Source organism: Butyrivibrio sp. MC2021 (assembly GCF_000621605.1).
In the GTDB taxonomy this organism is placed as follows: domain Bacteria; phylum Bacillota; class Clostridia; order Lachnospirales; family Lachnospiraceae; genus Butyrivibrio.
Map to the genome: position 1 here is coordinate 99,984 of NZ_JHXX01000006.1, position 25,848 is coordinate 125,831.

At 42.6% G+C, this 25,848-nt stretch carries 23 protein-coding genes; 8 read left to right on the forward strand and 15 right to left on the reverse strand.

The features are described from left to right. Window positions 1–41 precede the first annotated feature (41 nt). Window positions 42–887 carry an AraC family transcriptional regulator gene (locus T359_RS0112110; protein ID WP_026517714.1) on the forward strand — a complete coding sequence of 282 codons (846 nt, stop codon included), beginning with the start codon at window positions 42–44 and terminating at the stop codon, window positions 885–887. A gap of 154 nt (window positions 888–1,041) precedes the next feature. Continuing rightward, the gene (locus tag T359_RS0112115) at window positions 1,042–2,064 is read left to right on the forward strand and encodes an NAD-dependent epimerase/dehydratase family protein (RefSeq protein ID WP_026517715.1); all 1,023 of its coding nucleotides are present in this window, start codon (window positions 1,042–1,044) and stop codon (window positions 2,062–2,064) included. A gap of 42 nt (window positions 2,065–2,106) precedes the next feature. Here the strand turns inward: T359_RS0112115 and T359_RS0112120 are convergent, their stop codons facing one another. The 15 genes from T359_RS0112120 to rpmH form a co-directional block, all read right to left on the reverse strand. Beyond that, entirely contained in the window at window positions 2,107–3,927 is a 1,821-nt protein-coding gene (locus tag T359_RS0112120) for a hypothetical protein (RefSeq protein WP_026517716.1), read from the reverse strand. A 14-nt stretch (window positions 3,928–3,941) separates the two neighbouring features. Further along, window positions 3,942–4,649: a purine-nucleoside phosphorylase gene (gene deoD, locus T359_RS0112125; RefSeq protein ID WP_026517717.1), complete on the reverse strand. Its 708-nt coding sequence runs from the start codon at window positions 4,647–4,649 to the stop codon at window positions 3,942–3,944. Between the two features lie 36 nt (window positions 4,650–4,685). Next, the gene (locus tag T359_RS0112130; RefSeq protein ID WP_026517718.1) at window positions 4,686–5,576 is read right to left on the reverse strand and encodes a DUF3881 family protein; all 891 of its coding nucleotides are present in this window, start codon (window positions 5,574–5,576) and stop codon (window positions 4,686–4,688) included. Window positions 5,577–5,599: 23 nt separating this feature from the next. Continuing rightward, entirely contained in the window at window positions 5,600–6,886 is a 1,287-nt protein-coding gene (serS, locus tag T359_RS0112135; protein WP_026517719.1) for a serine--tRNA ligase, read from the reverse strand. Window positions 6,887–6,938: 52 nt separating this feature from the next. Beyond that, on the reverse strand, window positions 6,939–7,460 hold the full coding sequence (locus T359_RS0112140) for a DUF4446 family protein (protein WP_026517720.1): 522 nt from the start codon (window positions 7,458–7,460) through the stop codon (window positions 6,939–6,941). 22 nt (window positions 7,461–7,482) lie between these two features. Then, a complete protein-coding gene (locus T359_RS0112145) occupies window positions 7,483–8,382 on the reverse strand; it encodes a ParB/RepB/Spo0J family partition protein (RefSeq protein WP_026517721.1) in 900 nt (299 codons plus the stop codon). 22 nt (window positions 8,383–8,404) lie between these two features. Beyond that, window positions 8,405–9,178, reverse strand: a complete 774-nt coding sequence (locus tag T359_RS0112150) for a ParA family protein (protein WP_026517722.1) — start codon at window positions 9,176–9,178, stop codon at window positions 8,405–8,407. 281 nt (window positions 9,179–9,459) lie between these two features. Continuing rightward, on the reverse strand, window positions 9,460–10,203 hold the full coding sequence (gene rsmG, locus T359_RS0112155) for a 16S rRNA (guanine(527)-N(7))-methyltransferase RsmG (protein WP_330370189.1): 744 nt from the start codon (window positions 10,201–10,203) through the stop codon (window positions 9,460–9,462). Then, window positions 10,190–12,118: a tRNA uridine-5-carboxymethylaminomethyl(34) synthesis enzyme MnmG gene (gene mnmG, locus T359_RS0112160; protein WP_026517724.1), complete on the reverse strand. Its 1,929-nt coding sequence runs from the start codon at window positions 12,116–12,118 to the stop codon at window positions 10,190–10,192. The genes rsmG and mnmG overlap by 14 nt, the downstream gene beginning before the upstream one ends. Before the next feature lie 3 nt (window positions 12,119–12,121). Then, window positions 12,122–13,558: a tRNA uridine-5-carboxymethylaminomethyl(34) synthesis GTPase MnmE gene (gene mnmE, locus T359_RS0112165; RefSeq protein ID WP_026517725.1), complete on the reverse strand. Its 1,437-nt coding sequence runs from the start codon at window positions 13,556–13,558 to the stop codon at window positions 12,122–12,124. Window positions 13,559–13,657: 99 nt separating this feature from the next. Next, entirely contained in the window at window positions 13,658–14,446 is a 789-nt protein-coding gene (gene jag / locus T359_RS0112170; RefSeq protein WP_026517726.1) for an RNA-binding cell elongation regulator Jag/EloR, read from the reverse strand. A gap of 27 nt (window positions 14,447–14,473) precedes the next feature. Continuing rightward, on the reverse strand, window positions 14,474–15,787 hold the full coding sequence (locus T359_RS0112175; RefSeq protein WP_026517727.1) for a YidC/Oxa1 family membrane protein insertase: 1,314 nt from the start codon (window positions 15,785–15,787) through the stop codon (window positions 14,474–14,476). A gap of 20 nt (window positions 15,788–15,807) precedes the next feature. Further along, window positions 15,808–16,017, reverse strand: coding sequence for a membrane protein insertion efficiency factor YidD (gene yidD / locus T359_RS22205; protein ID WP_081795565.1), 210 nt, complete (start codon window positions 16,015–16,017; stop codon window positions 15,808–15,810). Beyond that, a complete protein-coding gene (rnpA, locus tag T359_RS0112180) occupies window positions 16,014–16,364 on the reverse strand; it encodes a ribonuclease P protein component (protein WP_026517728.1) in 351 nt (116 codons plus the stop codon). Before rnpA ends, yidD begins: the two co-directional genes overlap by 4 nt. Window positions 16,365–16,450: 86 nt before the next feature. Next, window positions 16,451–16,585 (reverse strand): 50S ribosomal protein L34, encoded by a 135-nt coding sequence (rpmH, locus tag T359_RS0112185; RefSeq protein WP_013282343.1) that lies wholly within the window; start codon window positions 16,583–16,585, stop codon window positions 16,451–16,453. A 550-nt stretch (window positions 16,586–17,135) separates the two neighbouring features. Between rpmH and dnaA the strand changes: the two genes are divergently transcribed. From dnaA to gyrA, 6 genes are all read left to right on the forward strand, one after another. After that, window positions 17,136–18,536: a chromosomal replication initiator protein DnaA gene (gene dnaA, locus T359_RS0112190; protein WP_051545344.1), complete on the forward strand. Its 1,401-nt coding sequence runs from the start codon at window positions 17,136–17,138 to the stop codon at window positions 18,534–18,536. Window positions 18,537–18,840: 304 nt separating this feature from the next. Next, window positions 18,841–19,950: a DNA polymerase III subunit beta gene (gene dnaN, locus T359_RS0112195; protein ID WP_026517730.1), complete on the forward strand. Its 1,110-nt coding sequence runs from the start codon at window positions 18,841–18,843 to the stop codon at window positions 19,948–19,950. A gap of 31 nt (window positions 19,951–19,981) precedes the next feature. After that, window positions 19,982–20,197: an RNA-binding S4 domain-containing protein gene (locus T359_RS0112200; RefSeq protein WP_022777385.1), complete on the forward strand. Its 216-nt coding sequence runs from the start codon at window positions 19,982–19,984 to the stop codon at window positions 20,195–20,197. Beyond that, window positions 20,194–21,309, forward strand: a complete 1,116-nt coding sequence (gene recF / locus T359_RS0112205; RefSeq protein ID WP_026517731.1) for a DNA replication/repair protein RecF — start codon at window positions 20,194–20,196, stop codon at window positions 21,307–21,309. The genes T359_RS0112200 and recF overlap by 4 nt, the downstream gene beginning before the upstream one ends. 15 nt (window positions 21,310–21,324) lie before the next feature. Beyond that, a complete protein-coding gene (gene gyrB / locus T359_RS0112210) occupies window positions 21,325–23,262 on the forward strand; it encodes a DNA topoisomerase (ATP-hydrolyzing) subunit B (RefSeq protein WP_026517732.1) in 1,938 nt (645 codons plus the stop codon). Between the two features lie 45 nt (window positions 23,263–23,307). Further along, window positions 23,308–25,827, forward strand: coding sequence for a DNA gyrase subunit A (gene gyrA, locus T359_RS0112215; protein ID WP_035784426.1), 2,520 nt, complete (start codon window positions 23,308–23,310; stop codon window positions 25,825–25,827). Window positions 25,828–25,848: the final 21 nt, after the last annotated feature.

Here is a 25,848-nt window from a genome sequence, read left to right on the forward strand (position 1 = left end):
AATCCTCTATACTAAAGATACAATCAAGTTGGAGGTAACTTATGAACTGGACGAAGATCATTGAAGACGCAATCAAATTTATTGAGGCTAACCTGACTTCGGACCTGACGGTGGGCAGAATTGCTGAGGAAGTAAACACATCCGCTTTTTATTTCCAGAAAGGCTTTTCCATGCTATGCGGATACACCGTTGGAGAATATGTCCGGATGAGAAGGCTCTCTCTTGCAGGAGAAGAGCTGATCTCCACAGACATCAAGGTCATCGATCTCGCCGTAAAGTACGGCTATGATTCAGCAGACAGCTTCACCAAAGCGTTCACAAGATTTCATGGGATCACCCCAACTGATGTAAGAAATAAGGGTGGAAACATAAAAGCTTTTCCACCGCTGCATATCAAGCTGACGTTAGATGGAGGAAAAACTATGGATTACAGAATCGAGAAAAAACCGGCATTTAAGATTATGGGCGTATCGAAGAACATCGATTATACCAATAGCTATGGCACTGTTCCCAAGTTTTGGGACGAAGTGTTTGCAAATCCTGATAACAAGATAATGGGACAGTATGGTATCTGCGATGACGAGATTCCCGGAGATCAGTTCCGCTACTATATCGCAGATAACTATAACGAAGATCTGGCCAGGGAAAAGGGATATGAAGTCAGGGAAATCCCCGAGTACACCTGGGCAGTGTTCCCTTGCCGCGGCGCGATGCCACAGGCTCTGCAGAGCGTTAACACCGAAGTTTTCAACGAGTGGCTTCCCTCCAGCAATTATGAGCTGGCTGCGGGCCTCAACATCGAATTCTACAGTGATGAAACCAAGTATAAACTGGGCTCCCAGGACCCTGATTACTACTCAGAGATCTGGCTTCCGATAAAAGCCTGAACAATAGCCTGCCTACTTTGCATTTGGAAAAGATACAGAAAATGACGCAGGAAAATATGTTAAGCGCTTCGGCGGCAGTATATCAGGCTTTGTTACTCTTAACACTGACGACTGCACAAAGATCTATGAGATGATGGTATAAGGGAGGCGAACTATGAAAGCTCTATTTATCGGTGGAACCGGCACAATCTCCATGGGAATCGTCAGGCTCCTTTCACAGGATCCTCTCTGGGATGTTTATCTTCTCAACAGAGGCAACCGCAAAGACGAGATTCCCGAAGGAGTTAATCTCATTACCGCAGATATAAATGATGAAGCAGGCGTGGCAAAAAAACTTGAAGGCATGAGCTTTGACGTAGTCAGCGATTTCATTGCCTTCGCTCCTTCAGCAGTGGAGCGGGATTACAGACTTTTCAAAGATAAGACAAAACAATATATTTTCATAAGCTCTGCCTCTGCTTACAACAAGCCCGCGGCTCATCACGTTATAACCGAGGGCACAACCCTGGCCAATCCATATTGGGAATATTCAAGAAACAAGATTGCCTGCGAAGAATTTCTTTTGAAAAAGTACAGAGAGGAAGGCTTCCCTATTACAATCGTTAGGCCAAGCCACACCTATGATGAGAGGACTATCCCTCTCGGAGTTCATGGAAACAAAGGATTTTATCAGGTGATCCGCCGTATGCAGGAAGGCAAACCTGTTATCATCCAGGGGGACGGCTCATCCCTTTGGGCTCTTACCTTTAACAGCGACTTTGCTGTTGGCTTTACAGGACTTATGGGCAACAGACACGCTATCGGAGAGGCTTTCCAGATCACGGGAGACGAGATCCTGTCCTGGAATCAGATTTATCAGACCATCGCAGATGCCCTGGGTGTAGAGTTAAAGCCTTACTATGTAGCCTCTAAGTTTCTTGCTGACGCCGGAGAAAAATACGGCTATGACTTCACCGGAAGCCTTTTGGGAGATAAGTCGGTATCTGTCATTTTTGATAACAGCAAACTCAAACGCCTTGTTCCTCAGATGACCACCAACATTCCCTTCCACGAGGGAGTTAGAATTTCTCTTGATTATATACTTGCACATTTGGATAGATATCAGGAGGATCCTGAGTTTGACGAGTTCTGCGACAAGGTTATCGCTGCCCAGGAAAAAGCTAAATCCGAAATATAAAAACAAGGTGCATGGCCCCAAGGTCATGCACCTTTATCTTTATTATTTCTTCTTAACTTTTGCCAAAAGACTTATCATGACATTTATGTTGTCACGATCCATCTGCTTGTAATCAACATTTTTTCCTGTGATCTTATTCTCAAAATCTGAAAGAGCATCCAGCTCCTCCCAGGGAATAAGACAGGCATGCTGCTTACCGGCCATATCCTTAGTAATCCTGATGGAGGTGTCAGTCTTAAACAGCTCCGCCCTCTCCTTGAGGGTTTCAGGGGTCATGCCGGAAAAGCCCATGGAATAATGGAATGCGCTCCAGCGAAGATGCTCGGTTCTGGCAAGATTCTCAAGAACCTCCGGAGAAACGGAATCTTTTCCCACGATCTCAAGTCTCTTGAAAAGCGCTGTCAAAAAGTCTGCGCTGGCTCTGCAGCTCATGCGGCTGAAGTAATCACATTCAGCCCACTGTCTGTCCACATCACCCTCTTCGCCGCAGTAGTAGTGGTTGATCTCTTTGGCTCTGTCATCCATCTTGCCGCCGTAGAGAATATCGGCGTCGTTGAGACTCCAGATCTTTCTCTCTTCGCCGTACTTATAGCACCATACGCTGTCGCTTGTACACTGATAAACCGGCACAACTCTCTTTCTCTCATGAAAAAGATCGAGAATATTGGTGGCAATCTCTCTTCCAAGTTCATTGTCACCCACCGCTGTCACCACATAGTTGATAGTCTCTGCGTTCTCAAGAATGTAGTCAGTCAGCTGTCTGCTTCTTCCATCCGCCGCAAAAAACTCTATGTCGTAGGTTTCAAGCATGGTCTTATATCTGTAGTGATAGTAACCGTCTATGTTGTGGAAATTCGGATCAAAGACTCTTACTTTAAAAGAACTTCCCTCAAACTGGCCGTTGGCCACAAGCTTTTTAAGGCTTTCCTGACCAAGTCTTCCAAAACCGATAAGGACGATCTCGATTCCGTTGTGTGCCTTTGCCTCATCATCGAATTCAACCACGTCGCAGAGGGGGAATTTCTGTAAAAGAAGTCTGGCGATAAGCTCAGTTTTTTCAAAAACCTTGACCTGTCCGTAGCCGTAGTATCCGGGACTGGCCAGAAGCCTTATGCCCTCCATCTCTTCTCTTCCGATAATGGTTATTCCTGTCTGTTCAGGATTGATGTTTGCTTTCTCAAGGCTGCTCAGCAGCTTTTTAGCATAATCAAAATTCTGATCCGCATTATCTGAAAGGGCTGTGAGATGGAACTTGCCTTTACCTTTTTTTACCCCAAGTCTCTTCAAAAGTTTCTTGTCAGGATTCAGGGCTGAAGGGTCCGAGTAGATAAGAGCACCTATCTGCCTTATGTCGGATTCCCACTTCATGGCATCTGTATCCACAAACACCACAGACACTCTTTTTCCCTCGGCTACTGTTCTGCCGTATTCCAAAGAGCTCTTGTTGATTCCGTAAATAAGCTCCACATCGTTGATCCGAAGGAGCCAGGATCTGAATTTGCTGATGGCGCTTTTTCCCAGTACCAGGATAAAAACGCTGGCCATTGAATAATAGGCTAAAAAGTGTGCGCTCCAGAACAGAATAAGCCAGGGGGATCCCTCTCCCACTACCTCTGTGAATACCGCCACGTTATTCATGCCGGCAAACATACGGCCTGTGTCTATTACTGTTCTCAAAACCTCAACTATCCCGGGATCAGGACTTCTGGAATATGATAATCCGTATATGGTAAGTCCCGAGAGAGCTGCGATTGAAAAAGCAAAGCCTACCCATTTCTCACGGTTGTCCTGATTGATGGTCAGATACAGGACCAATGCAGTGAAAACCGCAATAGAAACGAGTATTACTGAAATATTTCCCATAAAAACCCCAACAATTATAATTGTATAGCTGTCTTAAGCGCGATCTCCATCATGTCTGTGAAACTGGTCTGTCTCTCCTGTGCGGAAAGCTCCTGAGCCTTGAAGAGATGATCGGAAATTGTAAGAATTGTAAGAGCGTTCTTGCCTGCCTCTGCAGCGTTCATGTAAAGAGCAGGTGTCTCCATCTCAACCGCAAGGGCTCCGAAGTTTCTGTAAAGCTCGCTCTCATTGCACTTCTTATAGAATGCATCTGAGGAGAGAACATCTCCTACGTGATAAGTAACGCCTTTATCCTTGGCAATGGCTACTGCCTTCTCAAGAATATTGTAGCTTGCTGTGGGAGCAAAGGTTCCTGGAAGTCCGAACTGGAATCCGTAGTTGGAATCTGTGTGTGCACCCATGGCAAAAATTATATCCATAACGTTGACATTGTCCTGAAGTCCGCCTGCTGAGCCAACTCTGATGATATTATCAACATCATAAAAATTGAAAAGCTCGTAGGTGTAGATACCGATTGAAGGAATTCCCATTCCATGTCCCATTACAGACACTTCTTTTCCTTCATACTTACCGGTGAAGCCCAGCATTCCTCTTACTTCGTTAAAGCACTTTATATCTGTGAGGAAATTCTCTGCAATAAATTTCGCACGAAGCGGATCTCCCGGCATAAGGACGGTTTTTGCAATGTCACCTTTTTCTGCACTGTTATGTGGTGTTGCCATACTAATCTCCTTTCTTTTTGTAGATTATCAGCATTATCAAGGATTCATCTCTGCAAAGTTGATAACACCCTGCATCCAGATGTTTCCTTTAAATCTTCTGCCAACTGCAGGCTCACCCAGAAGGTCAACCTCGTTGATACATACGTCAAACTCAAGGTCGTTGCAGTTGATCCTCATTATGTGGATATTTTCCCCGGTCACATAGTTGGTAACCCTGGTACATTCTATGATCTCACCCAGCACTGAGTAATGATCGCACTCCACACCGTAGGGCATGAAGTAAGTGTCCACAAGACTGAAGACATCCTGCTTTCTGATCTTCCTTGAGATTGAAGTATAAAGATCCATATCATCCAGAGTCAGAGACTCAATGGCTGATTCGTCTCCTCGTCTGGCATTATTGATAAGGTTATTTCTGTAATTTGTCTTTTTCCTTGCCACAGCCTTCTCTTCATCGGTCTTGGCTATGGGCATAAGGATCTGGCCCTGGACGGAAAGGGAGGAAAGACTGAGGGTCGTTCCCTTGATGGGGAACTTGTTCTCATTTTCCAGCTTCACATAGGGCACCATATTCTGTAAGTAGTAGATAAGTGTAACGCCGATTCTTGGTTCGTTTACAACGCCGGCATAGGAATACTGTGCTGCGTGGCGTTCAACATTGATATCCTCCTCGGTGCTGACACCGGTGGGAATAAGATATGGATAGTAATATTCGTAGATGAATTTATCTTCATCATCAAATTCACCACATACAGCAACACCTATCCTGTCTGCGTAATCCTTTGCAAACTCTGCAAGCATCACATTATCTTTAGTTGTTACGTAGGATCTTTTCTCAGCATTCTGAATCGATGCGGTTATCATCTTGATCAGTTCTTTTCTGTCCTTTATCTGGGAAAACCCTACTGCCCGCAAGAACTTATGCAAAAAAACTACCTCTTTTCTAATAATTATTTTTTAGGAACAAGAACTTCCTTGCCACCCATGTAAGGACGAAGAACCTCAGGGATTCTGACTGAACCGTCTGCCTGAAGGTTGTTCTCAAGGAATGCGATGAGCATTCTCGGAGGAGCAACAACAGTGTTATTAAGGGTATGTGCAAGGTAGTTTCCGTCTTTACCTTTGATTCTGATCTTAAGTCTTCTTGCCTGTGCATCGCCAAGGTTAGAACAGCTGCCAACTTCGAAGTACTTCTTCTGTCTTGGTGACCATGCCTCAACGTCGCAGGACTTGCACTTAAGATCTGCAAGATCTCCTGAGCAGCACTCAAGAGTACGTACAGGAATATCCATGGATCTGAAGAGATCTACAGTGTTCTTCCAGAGCTTGTCATACCAAACCTTGGACTCTTCAGGCTTACAGATAACAACCATCTCCTGCTTCTCGAACTGGTGGATTCTGTAAACACCTCTCTCCTCGATACCGTGAGCACCCTTCTCTTTTCTGAAGCAAGGTGAGTAGCTGGTAAGAGCCTTGGGCATCTCTTCCTCAGGAATAATCTGGTCGATGAACTTACCGATCATTGAGTGCTCTGATGTTCCGATAAGGTAAAGGTCCTCGCCCTCGATCTTGTACATCATGGCCTCCATCTCAGGGAAGCTCATAACACCTGCAACTACGTTGCCATGGATCATGAAAGGAGGTACGCAATATGTGAAGCCTCTGTCTATCATGAAATCTCTTGCATAAGAAATAACTGCTGAATGAAGTCTTGCGATGTCGCCCATGAGATAATAGAAACCATTACCTGCAACTCTTCTTGCTGCGTCAAGGTCGATACCGTCAAAGCTCTCCATGATATCTGTGTGATAAGGGATCTCGAAATCGGGAACTACAGGCTCACCGAATTTCTCAATCTCTACGTTCTGTGAATCATCTTTTCCGATCGGAACCGACTCATCAATGATCTGAGGAATGATCATCATCTTGTTGGTAACTTCCTCATCCAGTTCCTTCTGCTTAGCTTCAAGCTCCTCAAGACGAGCTGCCTCTTTAGCAACCTCATCCTTAAGGGCCATTCCTTCTTCCTTCTTGCCCTGAGCCATAAGTGCGCCGATTTCCTTGGAAATCTTGTTCTTGTTGGCACGGATCTGATCAGCTTCCTGCTGATTGGCTCTTCTCTCCTCGTCCAGTTTGATCACTTCATCCACAAGGGGAAGCTTCTCGTCCTGAAATTTCTTCTTGATGTTCTCTCTTACTACGTCAGGATTCTCACGTAAAAACTTAATGTCGATCATTCCTGTATTCCTCCAAAATATTTATATTATTTTTAATTGTATACAATTTAATTTATCTATTCACACTCTGCAGTGCGAGATCAAAGGCCTTTCTCTCCTCACCGGTGAGCTCCACATCGGCAACTCCCGCTGTGATGTCCTTTGTATATGAATAGTTGATTCCATCAGCGCTGTGCACTGAGTTGATAAGGATTCCGTTATCTTCCTCATCCAGAAAACAGATGGCATAAGAAAGTTTTCCACCGGTCTGATCAAAAGCATCATACTTGTGAAGACCGATTTTCTGAACGGTGTGAGCCATTCTTTTGTTGATATCAATTATGTCTTTTCTGTTTTTATCATTTTCAGCTTTGATAGCTCTGTTGTTGTGGAAAATTCCAACAATTTCTTCCTCCAGGGACTCAGCTTCTTTTCCCTGCATGAACTTATTGTATTTCCTCTCAAGGTTCTTCAACTTCTTACTCTGAAGAATGAACAAAACAAATACTACTATCAAAAGGACCAAAAGTACAATAAACAGTATCGCAGGGTCCAGACTGGCCAGACCTATCGCAGAAAAAATGCCGCTCTCCATGTTTTATCCCCCAAACAATTTATTACTCTTTGCAAAGTCTGTCAGTGATTTTCTCTAAATCGTCGCTGCTATAGAATTCGATTTCGATCTTGCCGCTTCCGTCTCCCTTGGAAACAATCTCAACCTTGGTTCCGATGGCCTGCTTGCACTTTTCTGCAACACTGGCATATACAGCTTCAAGACTTTCATTCTTTTTGGGAGCCTTCTTCTTGGATGTCTTACCAAGATTCTTAACCAGCTTCTCGGTTTCACGAACGCTGAGCTTCTGATCGAATACCTGCTGAGCCAGCTGGAACTGTTCCTCAGGATTCTCCACTGAGATAAGTGCTCTGGCATGACCGCTGGTGATCTGTTCATCGATTACCATCTGTCTTACCTGAGGACAGAGCTTCAAGAGACGAAGTGAGTTGGTGATATATACTCTGCTCTTGGACATCTTCTCAGCAACCTGTTCCTGAGTGTAACCGAACTCATCAATAAGCTGCTTGAAGGCTTCCGCCTCTTCAATGGAATTTATATCTTCTCTTTGCAGGTTATCGATAAGGGAAATCTCAGCGATCTCCTGCTCAGTAAGATTTCTGATTATTACCGGTACTTCTTTGAGACCAAGCTTCTGAGCTGCTCTCCATCTTCTCTCACCACCGACGATCTCATAGTGTTCGCCTCTGTCTACAACAGTAAGTGGTTCGATGATTCCGTACTGCTTGATTGAATCTGCAAGTTCCAATAACTTATCTTCATCAAAAGTCTTTCTTGGCTGCTTTCTGTTAGGTTCAATCTTGGTGATCTTAACTTTGGTAACCTGTCCTTCAACAGGTACTTCCGCTTCCTTGGTTTCTTTTGCCTTGGAAGGTGCTACCTTGGCAGGGATAAGGGAATCAATTCCTTTTCCCAAACCTCTTTTTGCATTCTTTGGTGCCATGTTCTCCTCCAACTAATTAAAATCAGAACTCTCTTGCTATTACTTCATCGGCAAGAAGTCTGTATGCTTCTGCTCCGGCGGACTTTGGTTCATATAAATTGATCGGAAGTCCGTAACTGGGTGCCTCTGCCAGTCTGATATTTCTTGGGATGATTGTCTTGTAGACATTCTCCTCGATGTGCTCTTTTACATTCTCTACTACCTGAAGTGAAAGGTTGGTTCTTGCATCGAACATAGTAAATACTACACCTTCCATCTCAAGTTCAGGATTAAGTCTTTCTTTTACAAGGTTAACTGTATGAACCAGCTGTCCTAATCCCTCCAGCGCATAGTACTCACACTGAATAGGTACAAGTACTGTACTGGCTGTAGTCATAGAATTGATTGTCAGCATACTAAGTGATGGCGGACAATCAATAATAATGAAATCGTAATTATCTTTTACTTTCTCGATTGCTTCTTTAAGGATATACTCCTTCTGATCTGCGTCGATAAGTTCTATCTCGACAGCAGCGAGATTAACATTGGAAGGAATGATGTCTAATCCCTCCAGACCTTCAACAACATTTTTGTTGATTGCTTCATCTACTGAACACTCCCCTATCATAAGTTCGTAGATGGTGTTTTCCAATTCGTTCTTATCAAGACCAAATCCACTGGTGGTATTACCCTGGGGATCGGTATCAATAACAAGAACTTTCTTACCTTTTTCAGCAAGAGCTGCTGCAAGATTGATTGATGTAGTAGTCTTTCCTACTCCACCTTTTTGGTTAGCGATTGCGATGATTCTTCCCATTTCTCCTCCACTCATTTATAAACACTACTATGATTGTAGCACACTAAGATTTCTTTTGCTTAACTTTTTAAGTGATCCGGTCAGTTTTCTATATATTGTGGTGTCTAATTGTATTCAAAAGCAGTACAATTATCGATATTCTATTAATGTTTCACGGTTTTTACACAATATCTTGGGTCTTAATGTTTCACGTGAAACAATTTTTAGTATTAATTCTCTTTTAAATTGAAATGTTTCACGTGAAACATTTATTTATATTTTTTTAATTGACACTAGATATATTATTGAAGGGGTTGTTTTGACGGAACCCCTGCTTTACGAGGATACTTTTTGGAAGTTTTCTCAACCTTATCAACTATACATATAGTTCTGCTGATATCTGAATTCGGTAACATGAACTCCTGGCAATCAGAAAGCTTACCACCCAGGAGATGTAATGCACCCTTTGCATTCTGTAATTCTTCGGAGGCCTTCTCGCTCTTGAAAGCGATGAACTTACCGCCCACCTTTACATAGGGTAAACAATACTCGGATAATGTAGCCATATTAGCTACCGCTCTGGAAACAGCAATGTCAAAAGTTTCTCTGAGGGAACCTTCCTTCGCCATAGAAAAATCTTCTGCTCTTCCGTGAAGGGTATGTATACTACCCTCACTGTTAAGGTCTAATTTTTCTATAACATCATTAAGGAAGTTAAGTCTCTTATTCAAAGAATCTAGTAATGTCACATTGAGATTCGGAAACATGATCTTCAGAGGAATCCCGGGAAAGCCTGCGCCGGTACCAATATCCACCAGTGAATATGCTTTTTTTGAAAAATAAAAATATGCAGCTGCGGATACACTGTCAACAAAATGAAGCTTACATACATCATCAAATTCAGTGATGGCTGTAAGGTTCATTACCTTATTGGTCTCCACCAGCATATTGAAATAATCATCAAACTGATGAAGCTGTTTGTCCGACAATGATAATCCCAACTTAGAAAAATCATTGATCATCTTAGCATACTTAGTTCTCATCATTGTTTCCTCTGTTTATTGAATCAAGGTAAATTATAAGTACAGATACATCGGCGGGATTAACTCCACCGATTCTTGATGCCTGTCCGATATTCTTTGGTCTGAACTTCTCAAGCTTCTGTCTTGCTTCAAGACGAAGACTTGATACATCATCATAGTTTATATCATCAGGGATAAGTCTCTTCTCAAGTTTTTTGAACTGCTCAACCTGTCTTTCCTGTCTCTGGATGTAACCCTCATATCTGATGGTGATCTCCACCTGTTCAATTACATCCTTGGGAAGTTCACATCTCTCAGAATCAATTTCAGCAAGAGACTCATAATCAAACTCAGGTCTGCAGATAAGTTCTGCCAAAGAAGTTGCTGTCTTAAGTGTGGAACTTCCATGGTCTTCCATAAATTTCTGAATTCTGGCATTAGCTCCAACTGTGGTCTTCTTTAATCTCTCAACCTCTTTATCAATAGCATCGATCTTAGCAACTAACTTGTTATATCTATCTTCATCAATAAGTCCAACTTCATAACCTTTTTTACGAAGTCTGATGTCTGCATTATCCTGACGAAGTAGTAATCTGTACTCTGCTCTTGAGGTCATCATTCTGTAGGGCTCGAGATTTTCTTTGGTAACAAGATCATCCACAAGAACTCCTATGTAACCCTCTGACCTGTCAATCTCAAGATAGGGCTTTTCGAAAATCTGCATTGCAGCATTGATTCCTGCATAAAGTCCCTGGGCCGCAGCCTCTTCATAACCGCTGCTACCATTAAACTGTCCGGCGGAGAAAAGACCTTTCACATTTTTGATCTCAAGGTAAGGTGAAAGCTGTCCGGGACAGAGGCAGTCATACTCGATAGCATAAGCTGATTTTACAATCTTACAGTTTTCCAGGCCGGGAACTGTTCTGTACATTGCAAGCTGTACATCCTCAGGAAGTGAAGAACTCATTCCGTCAATGTACATCTCATTAGTAAAGGTTCCCTCAGGCTCAACAAATACCTGATGTCTCTCATGATCAGGGAACTTCACAACTTTATCTTCTATGGAAGGACAATATCTGGGGCCGATACCTTCTATGATTCCGGCATAGATCGGGGACCTGTGAATATTGTCTCTGATTATTTCATGGGTCTTCTCATTTGTGTATGTAAGCCAGCAGGAAACTTGTTCTTTTTGAATAGTTTTCGCATCTGTATCAAAGGAAAATGGAATTACAGGAGTGTCACCAAACTGTTCAGACATTTTTGAATAGTCGATTGAATTGCCATCCATTCTTGCAGGGGTTCCTGTCTTGAATCTACGAAGTTCAATACCTGCTTTAATAAGGGAATCAGATAACAGATTAGAAGGCTGAAGTCCGTTGGGACCTGAGTAAGTGATAGCCTCACCGGTTAGACATCTGCTCTTTAAATAAGTACCGGTACAAAGAATAACAGTCTTGGCTTCATAAATGATTCCGGAGAAAATCTTTACACCGACAATTGTGTTATGATAACCGCTCTTCTTCTCTTCTTCTGTTGCTTCTTCAAAAAGAATCTCTGAAACCTCGGCCTGCTTTATAGTCAGGTTCTTCTGATTCTCCAAAACTTTTTTCATAGCTTTGGAATATTCCATCTTGTCAGCCTGGCATCTCAGGGAATGAACCGCAGGACCCTTGGAAGTATTCAGCATCTTGGACTGAAGAAAAGTCTTGTCGATATTCTTTCCCATCTCTCCGCCGAGAGCATCGATTTCTCTTACAAGATGGCCCTTGGATGATCCGCCGATATGTGGATTGCAGGGCATAAATGCTATATTGTCAGCACTCATGGTAAAGATCACAGTCTCCAGGCCAAGTCTTGCGCAGGCCAAAGCCGCTTCACATCCGGCATGACCGGCACCTATTACAGCAACATCAATTTTTTCACGTATCTCTGTCATAAATTATTTTCCCATACAGAATTTGGAGAAAATCTCTTCAACAAGATCATCACCAACTTCTTCACCAATTATTTCTCCAAGAAAAGCGTAAGCATTAGTCAGGTCCACCGTAAAGAAATCCTCTGTGAGACCAAGTTCAATACTCTGCTTTACAAGCTGCAGACTGTCATATGATTTTTTCAAAAGATCCTTATGACGAAGGTTAGTTATATAAAGTTCCTGCTTAGGAACAATATCTCCATTAAGGAACAATTTCGATACCGCATCCTTAAGATCTTCAAGACCGTTTCCTTTAAGCATTGAAGTTCTTATTATGGGTAAAGTATCGTCTTTTGAGTCTGAAAAATGCATACGAACGATATCGTCTGTTATCTTAATATCATCCTGCAAGTCATCTTTATTAAGAAGAACAATAGTCTTCTTATTGTGACAAAGGGAGATAATTCCCTTGTCCTCTTCATCCAGCTCAGAAGTGGAATCAAGGATATACAAAACAAGATCCGCTTCCTGAACTTTTTCTTTTGCCTTATCAACACCTATCTTTTCGATGATGTCATCGGTGTTTCTGATTCCGGCTGTATCTATAACGTGAAGAACAATGTCTCCAAGTCTAACTGTCTCTTCAATAATATCTCTTGTAGTTCCCGCAATGTCAGTAACTATGGCCCTCTCATCTCCTGTCAGTGCATTAAGAAGTGAGGACTTGCCGGCATTGGGCTTTCCTACAATAACTGTTTTAATTCCGTCTTTTCTAATCTTTCCTTCATCAGCGGAGGATAACAGCTGTCCGATTTCTTTTGAAAGACCGTTTATTATCTCATCCAGCTTTTCAGGAAATCCTGTAAGATCATAATTCTCAGGATCATCAAGAGCTGATTCTATAAATGCCATCTGATAAAGAATCTTCTCTCTTATGGATTTTATCTTTTTATAAACACTTCCGCGAAGCTGCTCCCTGGAACTCTCCAGTGCAAAATTGTTCTGTGCACTGATAAGATCCATGATAGCTTCGGCTTTGGTCAGATCAATTCTTCCGTTCAAAAATGCTCTCTTGGTGAACTCACCGGGCTCAGCCAGTCTGCAGCCCTTGTCCAGAAGAAGCTGCAAGATCTGATTCATCACCAACATTCCACCATGGGAATTGATTTCGATCACATCTTCTCTGGTATAACTATGGGGTCCCTTCATAAAAGAAACCATAACTTCATCGATGATCTTGTTTTCTTCCGACTTTGAATCATCAACAATAAAGCCATACTTGATAGTGTTTGGCTTATGCTCTGTGAGAGTATGTACTCCCTTAGGGGAAACATAGATCTCATCACATATTTCGACAGCCCTTTTTCCGCTGACTCTGATAATACCGATACCGGCATCAGACATAGCAGTGGCAATCGCACAAATTGTATCATCTCCGAAATTATTCAACACTGAACTCATAGCCCATACCTCGCTATTAATACTATAGCACAACAGACATAAAAAGAACCCGCTCACTCTGTCAACGGGTTAAAGGAAGCAGGTTCTTTTTAATAGTTATTATTTCTTCAGTGTAACAACTACACGGCGGAAAGGCTCATCACCCTCACTGTGTGTTGTAACATATCTGTCATTCTGAAGTGCTGAATGAATGATTCTTCTCTCGTAAGGATTCATAGGCTCAAGAGCAACGGACTGTCTTGACTTTCTTACCTTGTAAGAAATGTTCTTAGCCAGGTTCTCAAGTGTAGCCTTTCTTCTCTCACGGTAGTTCTCTGTATCAACCTTTACATGAATGTAATCAGCAGCATCTCTGTTAACTACAAGGGAAATCAGATACTGGAGTGAATCAAGGGTCTGTCCTCTCTTACCGATAAGAACTCCCATCTCATCTCCGCTAAGATCAACATCAAGAATTCTGTCATTCTCGTTGTACTTGGCGTTGATCTTAACTTCCATCTTCATTGCACCGAATACTTCATCAAGAAAAGCATTGGCTCTTGCAACGAGCTCATCACCGTTAACATTGGAAGCCTTAGCCTTCTCTTCCTTCTTCTCTTCTGCCTTGGGAGCGGGCTTGTTCTCTTTAACTTCCTTAACTTCCTTAGCAGGCTTGTTTTCTTTAACGGGCTTGGACTCTACAGGCTTCTTAACCTCTTCAACTACCTCAGGCTTTTCCTCTTTAACCCTTGCCTTGATGATAGCGGGCTTAGCATTGATTCCCAAAAATCCTGATGAACCCTGTGATACTACTTCATACTCAAGTCTGTCGCTGGTTACCAGGAAGCTTTCGCAAGCTTCTGTGATAGCATCATCGACGTTTTTTGCAGTAAACTCCTTGAACTCCATTATAACCTCCCACATTCATAAGCATTATTATTGCTTGTTATTATTCTCGTTAAATTCTTTTACCATATTTGCCTTGGCTAAAAGAGAATTCTTCTTGATCTCTTTTCCCTGGTATATTGATCTGGTCTTCTCAAGAGCCTTCTCATTGGCTTCCTTGGAAGCTGAGATAGTCTGAGTATTGTTGATATTTCTTGTAGACATGTTTGCATAGCGGTTCATCTGAGGAGAAGTCTTCATCTTTTCCATTTTCTTCTTATACTTCTCAGTGTTCTTGGCTATCTCTGCATCGATGTCTGTATTATCAATGTGCTTGTTGATAACGATCTGCTGAATGGATCTGACTACCGCACCGGCAATCCAGTAAATGCCCATACCTGCGGGAAGATTCAAGCAGAAGATTGCTGACATGATAGGCATCATAAGGTTCATGGTCTTCATGGACTGAGCCATCTGAGCTGTCGGATCATCAGGATCAACCTTACCACCGTTGTTGTTATCAGCTGCCTGAGGCATAAGCTTAACATTGATCCACTGTGTAAGAGCAGCCAGTGCAGGAACTGCGATCGCACCTAAAAGAAGCAGGAAATGCTTGGTGGAAAAAGCAGTCTGAACCATGTACATAGGTGTGTCACCTATGTTAAGACCAAGAAATGAATTGAATCTGTTAAGAGTCTCATGGGTGCTCTGGATTGATGAAGCAAGTCCTGAGAAATTCTCTGAAAGACTGTTCCAATCAGCTGTTGAAGCCTTATTGAGAACATCGATATAAGTATTCTCAATGTACTTAGCATTACCTGAAACAAACTCCGTATTGGTGAACTGCTTGGTAAAACCTACGGCACCCTTCAGATTCTGAAGGAAATCAGCTGCACCGTCAGTCTCTCTGAGCTGTTCAACAAGGGGATAAAAAGCATTCCTTACGATAGTAACATAAGCGGGAATTGCATAGATAACACGATAAAGAGCAAACAGAATAGGCATCTGAATAACCAGCTGCAGGCAGCTGCCTGTCTGGGATACGCCATATTTAGCATAGAGCTCTTTGGTCTCCTGCTGCATAGCAAGCATTGAATCGTTGTCCTTCTTGCCCTTGTACTTGGCCTGAATAGCCTTGAGCTCAGGACTCATCTTGCTCTGAAGCTTGGAAAATTTCTGCTGCTTGTAAGTAAGCGGAAGCAGACATAAATAAATAACAATTGTAAAAATGATGATTGCAAGACCGATATTAGGAATACCGATAAGATTAAGAACTGTGAATATTCCGTTCATCAGATGGCCAAGAAGCCATGCTACGGGTCCAACAATTTTCCCAGTGTACTGGGTTAATAAAAATCCCTCCAAATTCAACCTCCTCTAAAAGCTCACGGAACCGGATCGTATCCGCCGCTGGAAAAAGGATTACATCTAAGTATTCTCCAAACAGCCAAAAGTCCCCCTTTAAGGGCTCCGTACTTTTCTATTGCTTCTAGTCCGTACTCAGAACAGGTCGGAATATACGGACACTTCGTTCTTTTTAATGGAGACAAATACTTTCTATAAAATTTGATCAAACAGATAAGTATTTTTTTCATTCTTCACCGCCATTTTTCATTATGCGGGCCTTCCCTGCCAGGCTTAAAAGAGCAGCTTCTATATCAAAAAAGCTTGCGTCAGACGCACAGGCTCTGGCAACGACTACTATGTCCAAACCACTATTGAACATATCTTCATGTAGCCGGTAAGATTCTCGAACAAGTCTTGCAAATCTGTGCCTTACAACACTGTTCCCTATTTTTTTGCTGCATGATATTCCAAGATGATTACGAGAAGTCTCATTTTTCCACACATAAACTACAATATACTTATTGGCATAACTCTTGCCGTTCTCGTAAACATTACGGAAATCACCTGTTTTTTTCATCGATTCAGAAAAAAGCATTATTAAGTTTCCTTATTATATAACCAAAACAATTGAAAGAATTAAGACAGAAGAAAAAAGGCCACATATTACTGCGGCCTTTAAAATCATGCTGATAATCTCTTTCTTCCCTTAGCTCTTCTAGCAGCGAGAACTTTTCTGCCGCCCTTAGTAGCCATTCTTGCTCTGAAGCCGTGAACTCTGGCTCTCTGGAGCTTATGAGGCTGGAATGTCATCTTCATTTCGGAAACACCTCCTTCTTATACAAACTAACCCATAAGGGTCTGTTAAATGAGAATACATGAAATGCATCTCAAAATTATCAATTGATTACATCCGTGTGGAAAAAATCTTTATAATTATAATAAATAAAAATAGGTCAGTCAAGCCTTAAAAACCCTTAAAATATCTAATCTGAAATAAAAAAAAATTTCAAAATAATAATCAACAATATATGGTGTAAAGAAAAGTTATCCACAGCAAAATGTTGATTCTGTGGAAAACTTGTGAATTAATATTTTGTGCCCATTTTTATCCACATTTTTGATTTTTTTTGTGGATAAAAGGGTTATTAATCCGTTGACAACTATTAATAAACTCAGTATTCATGCGGTTTATATCGGTTGATACCTAAAAGTGGAAAAAGAGGGGTTTTTCCACAATGAACTTTTTTATCATTTTTTTTACCGAAAATAAAAAAAGTTATCCACAATTTGATCAATTTGATATTTAAAACCTTTTAATATAAAATAGTTAAAGTCTAAAATTATGCGTAATTTGGGGAGTTTTTTCATGCAATCATCATCAGAAATCACACAAAATCTCAAATCTAACTGGGAGGAAATCAAGAAACAGATCAGAGCTTTATCAGGAATCACTGATATTTCTTATCGTACCTGGATCGATCCGCTGACTGTTTATGAGGCAACACAGGATACTGTAAAGATTCTCATCCCTCAGGATAATCCCATGGCTCTTTCTTATATCAGTAAGAACTATATGGATTTCTTCAAGGTTACAATATCTGAATTCTTAGATTCCATGGTTGAGGTTATCTTCATTTTAAACAAAGATACTATTAATAATGAAGAAACACAGGAAAATGAAAATGACAATAGCTCTGAAAGCCGCTATATGTCTAATGCCAACGTTGAGCATTCCAACCTTAATCCTAAATATAGATTCGATACCTTCGTTGTAGGCAGCAACAACAAGTTTGCTCATTCAGCATCATTGGCTGTTGCGGAGTCACCGGGAATCTCCTACAACCCTCTTTTCCTGTACGGCGGTCCGGGACTTGGTAAGACCCACCTTATGCACTCCATCGGTCACTTCATCATTGAGCACAATCATCAGGCCAAGGTTCTGTATGTAACTTCCGAGCAGTTCACCAACGAAGTTATTGAGTCCATCCGAAGCGGTAAGACAGAGAGCATGTCCAAGCTTCGTGACAAATACCGCACCGTTGACGTTCTCATGGTCGACGACGTTCAGTTCATCATCGGTAAAGAGCAGACACAGGTTGAGTTCTTCCACACCTTCAACGAGCTCCACCAGGCCGGCAAGCAGATCATTCTTTCATCCGATAAGCCGCCCAAGGAGATGGAGACCCTTGAAGAGAGATTCCGTTCACGATTCGAGATGGGTCTCATCGCTGATATCCAGTCTCCTGACTACGAGACAAGAATGGCTATCCTTCGTAAAAATGCAGAGACCTGCGGAAGATACATTGATGACGAGATCATCGATTACATTGCTACCAACATCAAGTCCAATATTCGAGAGCTTGAGGGAGCCTTCAACAAGATCATCGCTTACTCAAGACTTAATAATGTAGATATTACTCTGGAAAATGCCATGGAGGCTCTGAAGGATATCATTTATCCCGACAAGACCAAGGTCATCACACCTCAGCTTATCATTGATACTGTCTGCGAACAGTACGGCACCAAGAAGGAAGACATCGTCTCCAAGAAGAGAAATTCAGAGATCGTTCTTCCCAGACAGATCATCATGTATCTTTGCAGAGAGCACACCGATGCTTCCCTGGAAGAGATCGGTAAGATCCTTGGAAAAAAAGACCACACCACAGTTATGAGCGGTATCAGCAAGATCAAACAGAAAATGACCATCGATGATGAGCTCAACAAGAACCTTGATATTATAATGAAGAAACTTAATCCCTCTTTATAAACATTTCCAACCGAGTTATCAACAATTTGTGGATAACTATCTTGATAACTTGTGATTTGGCAGGGGATTAATTGTTATTAATGGGTGGATAGATTTTTTATCCCTCATATGCAAAAATTTGGCTTGTTTATAACTTTTTAATTTTCAACATCAATTTTTTTGTTTTCAACAACCAAAAATTTGTAAAAAAGCCTTTAAAATTGTATAATAGAATAGGTTTTCAACATATCAACAACACTTATTAATACTTTTACTATTTTTTTATAATTATTTTATATATTTTCCGATGGGGGTAACTTCGTAAATGAAATTCGTTTGCTCTAAATCAAATCTCGTAAGCAGTTTGCAGATTGTTTCCAAGGCTGTTCCTTCTAAGACTACAATGTCAATTCTTGAATGTATTCTTATAGATGCAACCGAAGGCATAATCAAATTCATTGCCAACGATATGGAGCTTGGCATTCAGACTATCGTAGAAGGAAATATTGTAGAGAGAGGTTTCATTGCAATCGATGCCAAGATTTTCGTAGATATTGTAAGAAAACTCCCTGACAATGATGTAACCATAGAATCAGATTCATCCAATAAAGTAACTATCAGCTGTGAGAAGGCCAAGTTCAATCTTATCGGCAGGAAGGGTGATGACTTCACTTATCTTCCCGCTATCGAGAAGATCGACGGCGTTGAGGTTTCACAGTTTACTCTTAGAAATGTAATCCAGCAGACCATTTTTTCAATTGCAGAGAATGACGCCAACAAGATCATGGCAGGTGAGCTCTTCGAGGTAGACGGCGAGAACCTTAAGCTCGTATCCCTTGACGGACACAGAATCTCCATCAGAAAGGTGAAGCTCGGAGGCAACTATCCTTACAAGAAGGTCATCGTTCCCGGCAAGACCCTGGGCGAGATCAGCAAGATCCTCAGCGACAGCACTGAGAAGAAGGTCAGCATTTATTTCACAGACAAGCACGTTTTATTTGAGTTTGATAAGACTACTGTTGTATCCCGTCTCATTGAGGGCGAGTATTTCAGTATAGATCAGATGCTCTCTTCCGATTACGAGACCAAGATGAGCATCAACAGAAAAGAGTTCCTGGACTGTATCGACCGTGCTACCCTTCTGGTAAAAGAGGGTGACAAGAAGCCTGTTATCATTTCAGTGACAGACGGCAAGATGGAGCTCAAGATCAATTCAGCAATCGGAAGCATGGATGAAGAAATCGATATCGACAAGCAGGGCAAAGACCTTATGATCGGCTTTAACCCCAAATTCCTCATTGATGCACTTCGTGTAATCGAGGACGAGATTGTAGATATTTATCTTGTTAACCCTAAGGCACCATGCTTTATCAGAGACAAGGAATCAACCTACATTTACCTTGTTCTTCCGGTTAACTTTACAACAGTTGATTAAAAAGATTTAGAAAGTTTTAGAAGTAAAAAAGATGGAAATAGTTAAATTACGCGAACAGGATGACTTTATTAAACTTGGACAGGCTCTTAAAAAGGCAGGTCTTGAGGGTTCAGGTGTGGATGCCAAGAATGACATCCAGGCCGGACTTGTTAAGGTTAACGGTGAAATTGAAGAAAGACGTGGCCGTAAACTCTATGATGGTGACATTTTCGAATATGACGGCGTACAGGTAAAGATAGAGAAATGATAATAAAGTCGTTGGAATTAGCTGATTTCAGAAATTATGAGAACTTAAAGATTGATTTCAGCAGCGGTACAAATATATTGTATGGCGACAATGCCCAGGGGAAGACCAATATCCTCGAGGCGATATTTGTTTCTGCAACCACCAAATCCCATAAAGGCAGCAAGGACAAGGAAATCATCAGATTTGGCAAGGAAGAGGGCCATGTAAGAACCATTCTCGAGAGAGACAACGCGGAATATCGCGTGGACATGCACCTTCGTAAGAACAAATCCAAGGGAATTGCCATTGACGGTCAGAAGATCAAGAAGGCTTCGGATCTTATTGGCAAGCTTAATGTAGTATTTTTTTCTCCGGAAGATCTAAGCATTATTAAGAATGGTCCCTCAGAGAGACGCAGATTCATGGATATGGAGCTGTGTCAGCTGGATCAGATATATCTAAATAGTCTTTCTAAGTACAACAAGCTCGTCACCGAGCGCAATAAAGTTCTTAAGGATCTGTACGAACATCCGGAAAACAGCGTGCTTCTTGATGTTCAGGACAAGCAGCTGTGCGAATACGGATCCGTCATCATCAAGACTAGAGAAAAATTCATAGGCGAACTTAATGAAATAATAAGACCTATTCATGAGAAATTGACAGGACAAAAAGAGAGCCTGTCCGTTTACTATGAGCCTTATGTTACGGCAGCTGATTTTGAACAAAAGCTGAAGGCCGCAAGGCGCAAGGATGCTGCACTCAAGCAGACAACAGTAGGCCCCCATAAGGATGATTTTTCTTTTATTGTTCAAAAAAAAGATAATTCCGGCAATCTCGGAGAAGGCATCGATATCAGGAAGTTCGGATCCCAGGGACAGCAAAGGACCGCTTCTTTATCCCTGAAGCTTTCAGAGATCGAGATTGTAAAAAAGGCTAAGAAGGAAAATCCGGTACTGCTTTTGGATGATGTTCTGTCAGAGCTTGATTCCAACAGACAGAACTATCTGCTTAATACCATAGGTGATATTCAGACAATCATCACCTGTACCGGTTTGGATGAATTTGTTAATAACAGATTTGAAATAGATAAGCTGTTCAAGGTTACAGAAGGAACAGTAAGTAGTGAAAATTAAGAAACGGAGCGAAAGATGGCTAACGAAGAAGTACAATATGGAGCTGATCAAATCCAGATTCTTGAAGGACTTGAGGCGGTTAGAAAAAGACCCGGTATGTATATCGGAACCACAGCCAGCAGAGGTCTTCACCATCTCGTTTATGAGATAGTTGATAACTCTGTTGATGAAGCCCTGGCAGGCTTTTGTGATCACATCGAGGTAACCATTAATCACGATAACACCATCGTTGTCAAGGATAACGGTCGTGGTATCCCTGTTGACGTGAATCACAAGTCAGGACTTACAGGTGTTGAGGTCGTATTTACAATTCTTCACGCCGGCGGTAAGTTTGGCGGTGGAGGTTACAAGGTATCCGGAGGTCTTCACGGAGTTGGTGCATCAGTAGTTAACGCTCTCTCCGAGTGGCTTGAAGTTCAGGTTACAAGAGACGGCAAGGTATACCAGCAGAGATACGAAAGAGGTAAGGTCTGCTACCCTCTTAAGGTTGTGGGAACTGCCCCTGAAGGAGCATCCGGCACCAGAGTATACTTTAAGCCCGACGCCCTTATCTTCAAGGAGACCACAGTTTACGAATATAACATTCTCAAGCAGAGACTCAGAGAAATGGCTTTTCTTACCAAGGGACTTCGTATTTCTCTTACAGATATGCGTGTTGAAGAGGGCGAGGATCCGATAGTTCAGACCTTCCACTATGAAGGCGGTATCAAGGAATTCGTCCAGTATCTGAATAAGAGCAAGACTCCTCTTTACACAGATATCATGTACTTTGACGGAAACAAGAATAACGTTCAGGTTGAGGTTTCCTTCCAGCACAACGATTCTTACAACGAAAGTATTTATACCTTCGTAAACAATATCAATACTCCTGAGGGAGGAACACATCTTGAGGGCTTCAAGGCCGCACTGACCAAGACTTTCAACGACTACGCAAGAGCCAACAAGATGTTAAAAGAGAATGAGGACAACCTCACCGGTGAAGACATCAGAGAAGGTCTCACCGCCATCATCAGTGTTAAGATCGAGGATCCTCAGTTTGAAGGACAGACCAAACAGAAGCTCGGTAATTCTGAGGCAAGAGGCGCTGTTAATGCTATCGTCAGCGAGCAGCTCACCTACTATCTCGAGCAGAATCCTTCAGTTGCCAAGCTTATCCTTGAAAAGGCCATCCTGGCTCAGAGAGCAAGAGATGCCGCCAGAAAGGCAAGAGACCTCACAAGACGTAAGTCAGCTCTTGACGGCCTCGGACTTCCCGGCAAGCTTGCGGACTGCTCCGACAAGGATCCCAAGAATTGCGAGATATTCATCGTTGAGGGAGATTCCGCCGGCGGTTCAGCCAAGACAGCCAGAAGCCGTGCAACCCAGGCTATCCTTCCTCTTAGAGGAAAGATCCTTAACGTTGAGAAGGCCCGTGTGGACAAGATCTACGCCAACAACGAGATCAAGGCCATGATCACAGCCTTCGGAACAGGTATCCATGATGATTTCGATATTTCCAAGCTCCGCTATGACAAAATCATCATCATGACCGATGCCGACGTAGACGGTGCGCATATTTCCACTCTCATGCTCACCTTCCTTTACAGATTTATGCCTGAGCTTATCAGACAGGGCCATGTATATCTTGCACAGCCACCGCTCTATAAGCTCGAGAAGAATAAAAAGGTATGGTACGCATACTCAGATGAGGAGCTTGATAAGATCCTTACCGATGTAGGCCGTGACCAGAACAACAAGATCCAGAGATATAAGGGACTTGGTGAGATGGATCCCGAGCAGCTTTGGGAAACCACCATGGATCCTGAACGCAGAGTTCTCCTTAGAGTCAATATGGATGAGGAATCCCAGTCTGATATCGATGTTACCTTCACAACACTTATGGGTGACAAGGTAGAACCAAGAAGAGATTTCATCGAAAAGAACGCAAGATTTGTTAAGAATCTTGATGTATAAAGGGGATAAGAAATGCCTGATAATAAAAACAATAACAACAATGAAATGCCGGATGACGTTTTTGACAAGGTAACTACCGACAGAATCAAAGAGGTAGACCTTCAGAAGACCATGGAGTCCGACTATATTGACTACGCCATGAGCGTTATCGCTGCCCGTGCTCTTCCGGATGTAAGAGACGGACTTAAGCCCGTTCAGAGAAGAATCCTCTACTCCATGATCGAGCTCAACAACGGTCCCGACAAGCCGCATCGTAAGTGCGCCCGTATCGTCGGTGATACCATGGGTAAATATCATCCCCACGGTGACAGCTCAATCTACGGTTCTTTGGTAAACATGGCTCAGCCCTGGTCCATGAGATACTGTCTTGTTGACGGACACGGTAACTTCGGATCAGTGGACGGCGACGGCGCTGCTGCTATGCGATATACAGAGGCAAGACTTACCAAGATCTCCATGGAAATGATTGCCGACATCAACAAGGACACTGTTGATTTTGTACCAAACTTTGATGAGACAGAAAAAGAGCCTGTGATCCTTCCTTCCAGATATCCTAACCTTCTGGTTAACGGTACCACAGGTATTGCGGTAGGTATGGCTACCAATATCCCGCCCCACAATCTTCGTGAAGTTATCGGCGCTGTAGTTAAGATGATCGATAACAGAGTTCTCGAGGACAGAGAGACAGAGATCGAAGAAGTTCTTGATATCATCAAGGCTCCCGATTTCCCTACAGGCGGTATTATCCTCGGAACAAGAGGTGCCGAGGAGGCCTACAGAACAGGCCGCGGCAAGGTTGTAGTAAGAGCCGTTACCAACATCGAGCCTATGCAGAACGGTAAGAACAGAATCGTTGTAACCGAGCTTCCTTACCTGGTTAACAAGGCTAACATGATCTCCAAGATCGCAGAGCTGGTTAAGCTCAAGAAGCTTGACGGTATCACTGCCCTTCGCGATGAGTCAGACCGTGAAGGTATGCGTGTTGTTATCGAGCTTCGAAGCGATGTTAACCCTAACATCATGCTTAACAAGCTTTACAAACATACACAGATGCAGGATTCCTTCGGTATCATCATGCTGGCTCTGGTAAATAACGAGCCCAAGGTCCTTAGCATCACCGAGATGCTGGGGCACTACATCAAGCATCAGGAAGAAGTTGTAACAAGAAGAACCAGGTACGACCTTAACAAAGCTGAGGAAAGAAACCACATTTTGGAAGGTCTGCTTATTGCCCTTGATAACATCGATGAAGTTATCAAAATCATCAGAGGCAGTGAAACAGTAGCTATCGCCAAGGAGCAGTTGATGGCCCGCTTCGGACTTTCAGATGTTCAGGCCCAGGCTATTGTAGACATGAGACTTCGTACTCTCACCGGCTTGGAAAGAGACAAGCTTGAGCAGGAGCACGCTGAACTCCTCAAGAAGATCGAGGAACTCAAGGCCATCCTTGCAGATGAGAAGCTCCTCCTCGGAGTAATCAGAAAAGAGATCACCGAAATCTCAGATAAATACGGCGATGACAGAAAGTCACAGATCGGACACGACGAGTCAGATATCGACATTGAGGACCTTATCCCCAACGTCAATACCGTTATCGCAATGACCGATTTAGGTTATATCAAGAGAATGTCCATCGACAACTTTAAGGCCCAGAACCGCGGTGGTAAGGGCATTAAGGGAATCACAACAATCGATAACGACTTTGTTGAAGATATTCTCATGACCACAACCCACAATTACATCATGTTCTTTACCAACACAGGACGAGTTTACAGACTCAAGGCTTATCAGATTCCTGAGGCTTCAAGAACATCAAGAGGAATGGCTATCGTCAACCTCCTGCAGCTTGCTCCCGGGGAAAAGATTTCCGCTATGATCCCTGTAACAGGCTTCGAGGACGAGTCCAAGAGCCTCTTCATGGTAACCAAGAAGGGAACCGTTAAGAAGACTCCTATCACAGACTTCTCCAACGTGAGAAAGACAGGTCTTGTAGCCATTGTTCTTCGTGATGATGATGAGCTCATCGAGGTAAAGACTGTTAAGAAGGATGCAGAGATCTTCCTTGTAACCAAGAACGGAATGTGCATCCACTTTGACGAAGAAGACGTGCGCTCCACCGGAAGATCCTCTATCGGTGTAAGAGGAATGATGCTTGACGATACCGATGAGATCGTTGGTATGCAGCTTGATTCCCAGGGCGATTCACTTCTCATCGTTTCAGAAAAAGGCTATGGAAAGCGCACAACCCTTGAAGAATTCAACAGCCAGTTCAGAGGCGGTAAGGGTGTTAAGTGCTATAAGATAACCGAGAAGACCGGTAATGTAGTAGGCGTTAAGGCTGTTACAGACGAGAACGAGATCATGATGATCACCAACGGCGGAACCATCATCCAGCTTCGTATGGACGAGATCACAGTTCACGGCCGTGTTACATCCGGTGTTAAGATGATCAATCTGGACAAGGGTGTCACAGTTGCCAAGATTGCCAAGGTAAGAGAAAAGATTTCCGACGGAGACAAGGATATCGACAATATCGATGACGTTTCCGAGGATGTTGAAGAGTAATTCGTAAAAAGCAGATCTGTA

Bases quoted from the DNA above. Each gene is read 5' to 3' on its own strand.
- T359_RS0112110 (WP_026517714.1), top strand. From the start codon at position 42: ATGAACTGGACGAAGATCATTGAAGACGCAATCAAATTTATTGAGGCT.
- T359_RS0112115 (WP_026517715.1), top strand. From the start codon at position 1,042: ATGAAAGCTCTATTTATCGGTGGAACCGGCACAATCTCCATGGGAATC.
- T359_RS0112120 (WP_026517716.1), bottom strand. From the start codon at position 3,927: ATGGGAAATATTTCAGTAATACTCGTTTCTATTGCGGTTTTCACTGCA.
- deoD (WP_026517717.1), bottom strand. From the start codon at position 4,649: ATGGCAACACCACATAACAGTGCAGAAAAAGGTGACATTGCAAAAACC.
- serS (WP_026517719.1), bottom strand. From the start codon at position 6,886: ATGATCGACATTAAGTTTTTACGTGAGAATCCTGACGTAGTAAGAGAG.
- T359_RS0112140 (WP_026517720.1), bottom strand. From the start codon at position 7,460: ATGGAGAGCGGCATTTTTTCTGCGATAGGTCTGGCCAGTCTGGACCCT.
- T359_RS0112145 (WP_026517721.1), bottom strand. From the start codon at position 8,382: ATGGCACCAAAGAATGCAAAAAGAGGTTTGGGAAAAGGAATTGATTCC.
- T359_RS0112150 (WP_026517722.1), bottom strand. From the start codon at position 9,178: ATGGGAAGAATCATCGCAATCGCTAACCAAAAAGGTGGAGTAGGAAAG.
- rsmG (WP_330370189.1), bottom strand. From the start codon at position 10,203: ATGATGAGAACTAAGTATGCTAAGATGATCAATGATTTTTCTAAGTTG.
- mnmG (WP_026517724.1), bottom strand. From the start codon at position 12,118: ATGACAGAGATACGTGAAAAAATTGATGTTGCTGTAATAGGTGCCGGT.
- mnmE (WP_026517725.1), bottom strand. From the start codon at position 13,558: ATGAGTTCAGTGTTGAATAATTTCGGAGATGATACAATTTGTGCGATT.
- jag (WP_026517726.1), bottom strand. From the start codon at position 14,446: ATGGAGTTCAAGGAGTTTACTGCAAAAAACGTCGATGATGCTATCACA.
- yidD (WP_081795565.1), bottom strand. From the start codon at position 16,017: ATGAAAAAAATACTTATCTGTTTGATCAAATTTTATAGAAAGTATTTG.
- rnpA (WP_026517728.1), bottom strand. From the start codon at position 16,364: ATGCTTTTTTCTGAATCGATGAAAAAAACAGGTGATTTCCGTAATGTT.
- rpmH (WP_013282343.1), bottom strand. From the start codon at position 16,585: ATGAAGATGACATTCCAGCCTCATAAGCTCCAGAGAGCCAGAGTTCAC.
- dnaA (WP_051545344.1), top strand. From the start codon at position 17,136: ATGCAATCATCATCAGAAATCACACAAAATCTCAAATCTAACTGGGAG.
- dnaN (WP_026517730.1), top strand. From the start codon at position 18,841: ATGAAATTCGTTTGCTCTAAATCAAATCTCGTAAGCAGTTTGCAGATT.
- T359_RS0112200 (WP_022777385.1), top strand. From the start codon at position 19,982: ATGGAAATAGTTAAATTACGCGAACAGGATGACTTTATTAAACTTGGA.
- recF (WP_026517731.1), top strand. From the start codon at position 20,194: ATGATAATAAAGTCGTTGGAATTAGCTGATTTCAGAAATTATGAGAAC.
- gyrB (WP_026517732.1), top strand. From the start codon at position 21,325: ATGGCTAACGAAGAAGTACAATATGGAGCTGATCAAATCCAGATTCTT.
- gyrA (WP_035784426.1), top strand. From the start codon at position 23,308: ATGCCGGATGACGTTTTTGACAAGGTAACTACCGACAGAATCAAAGAG.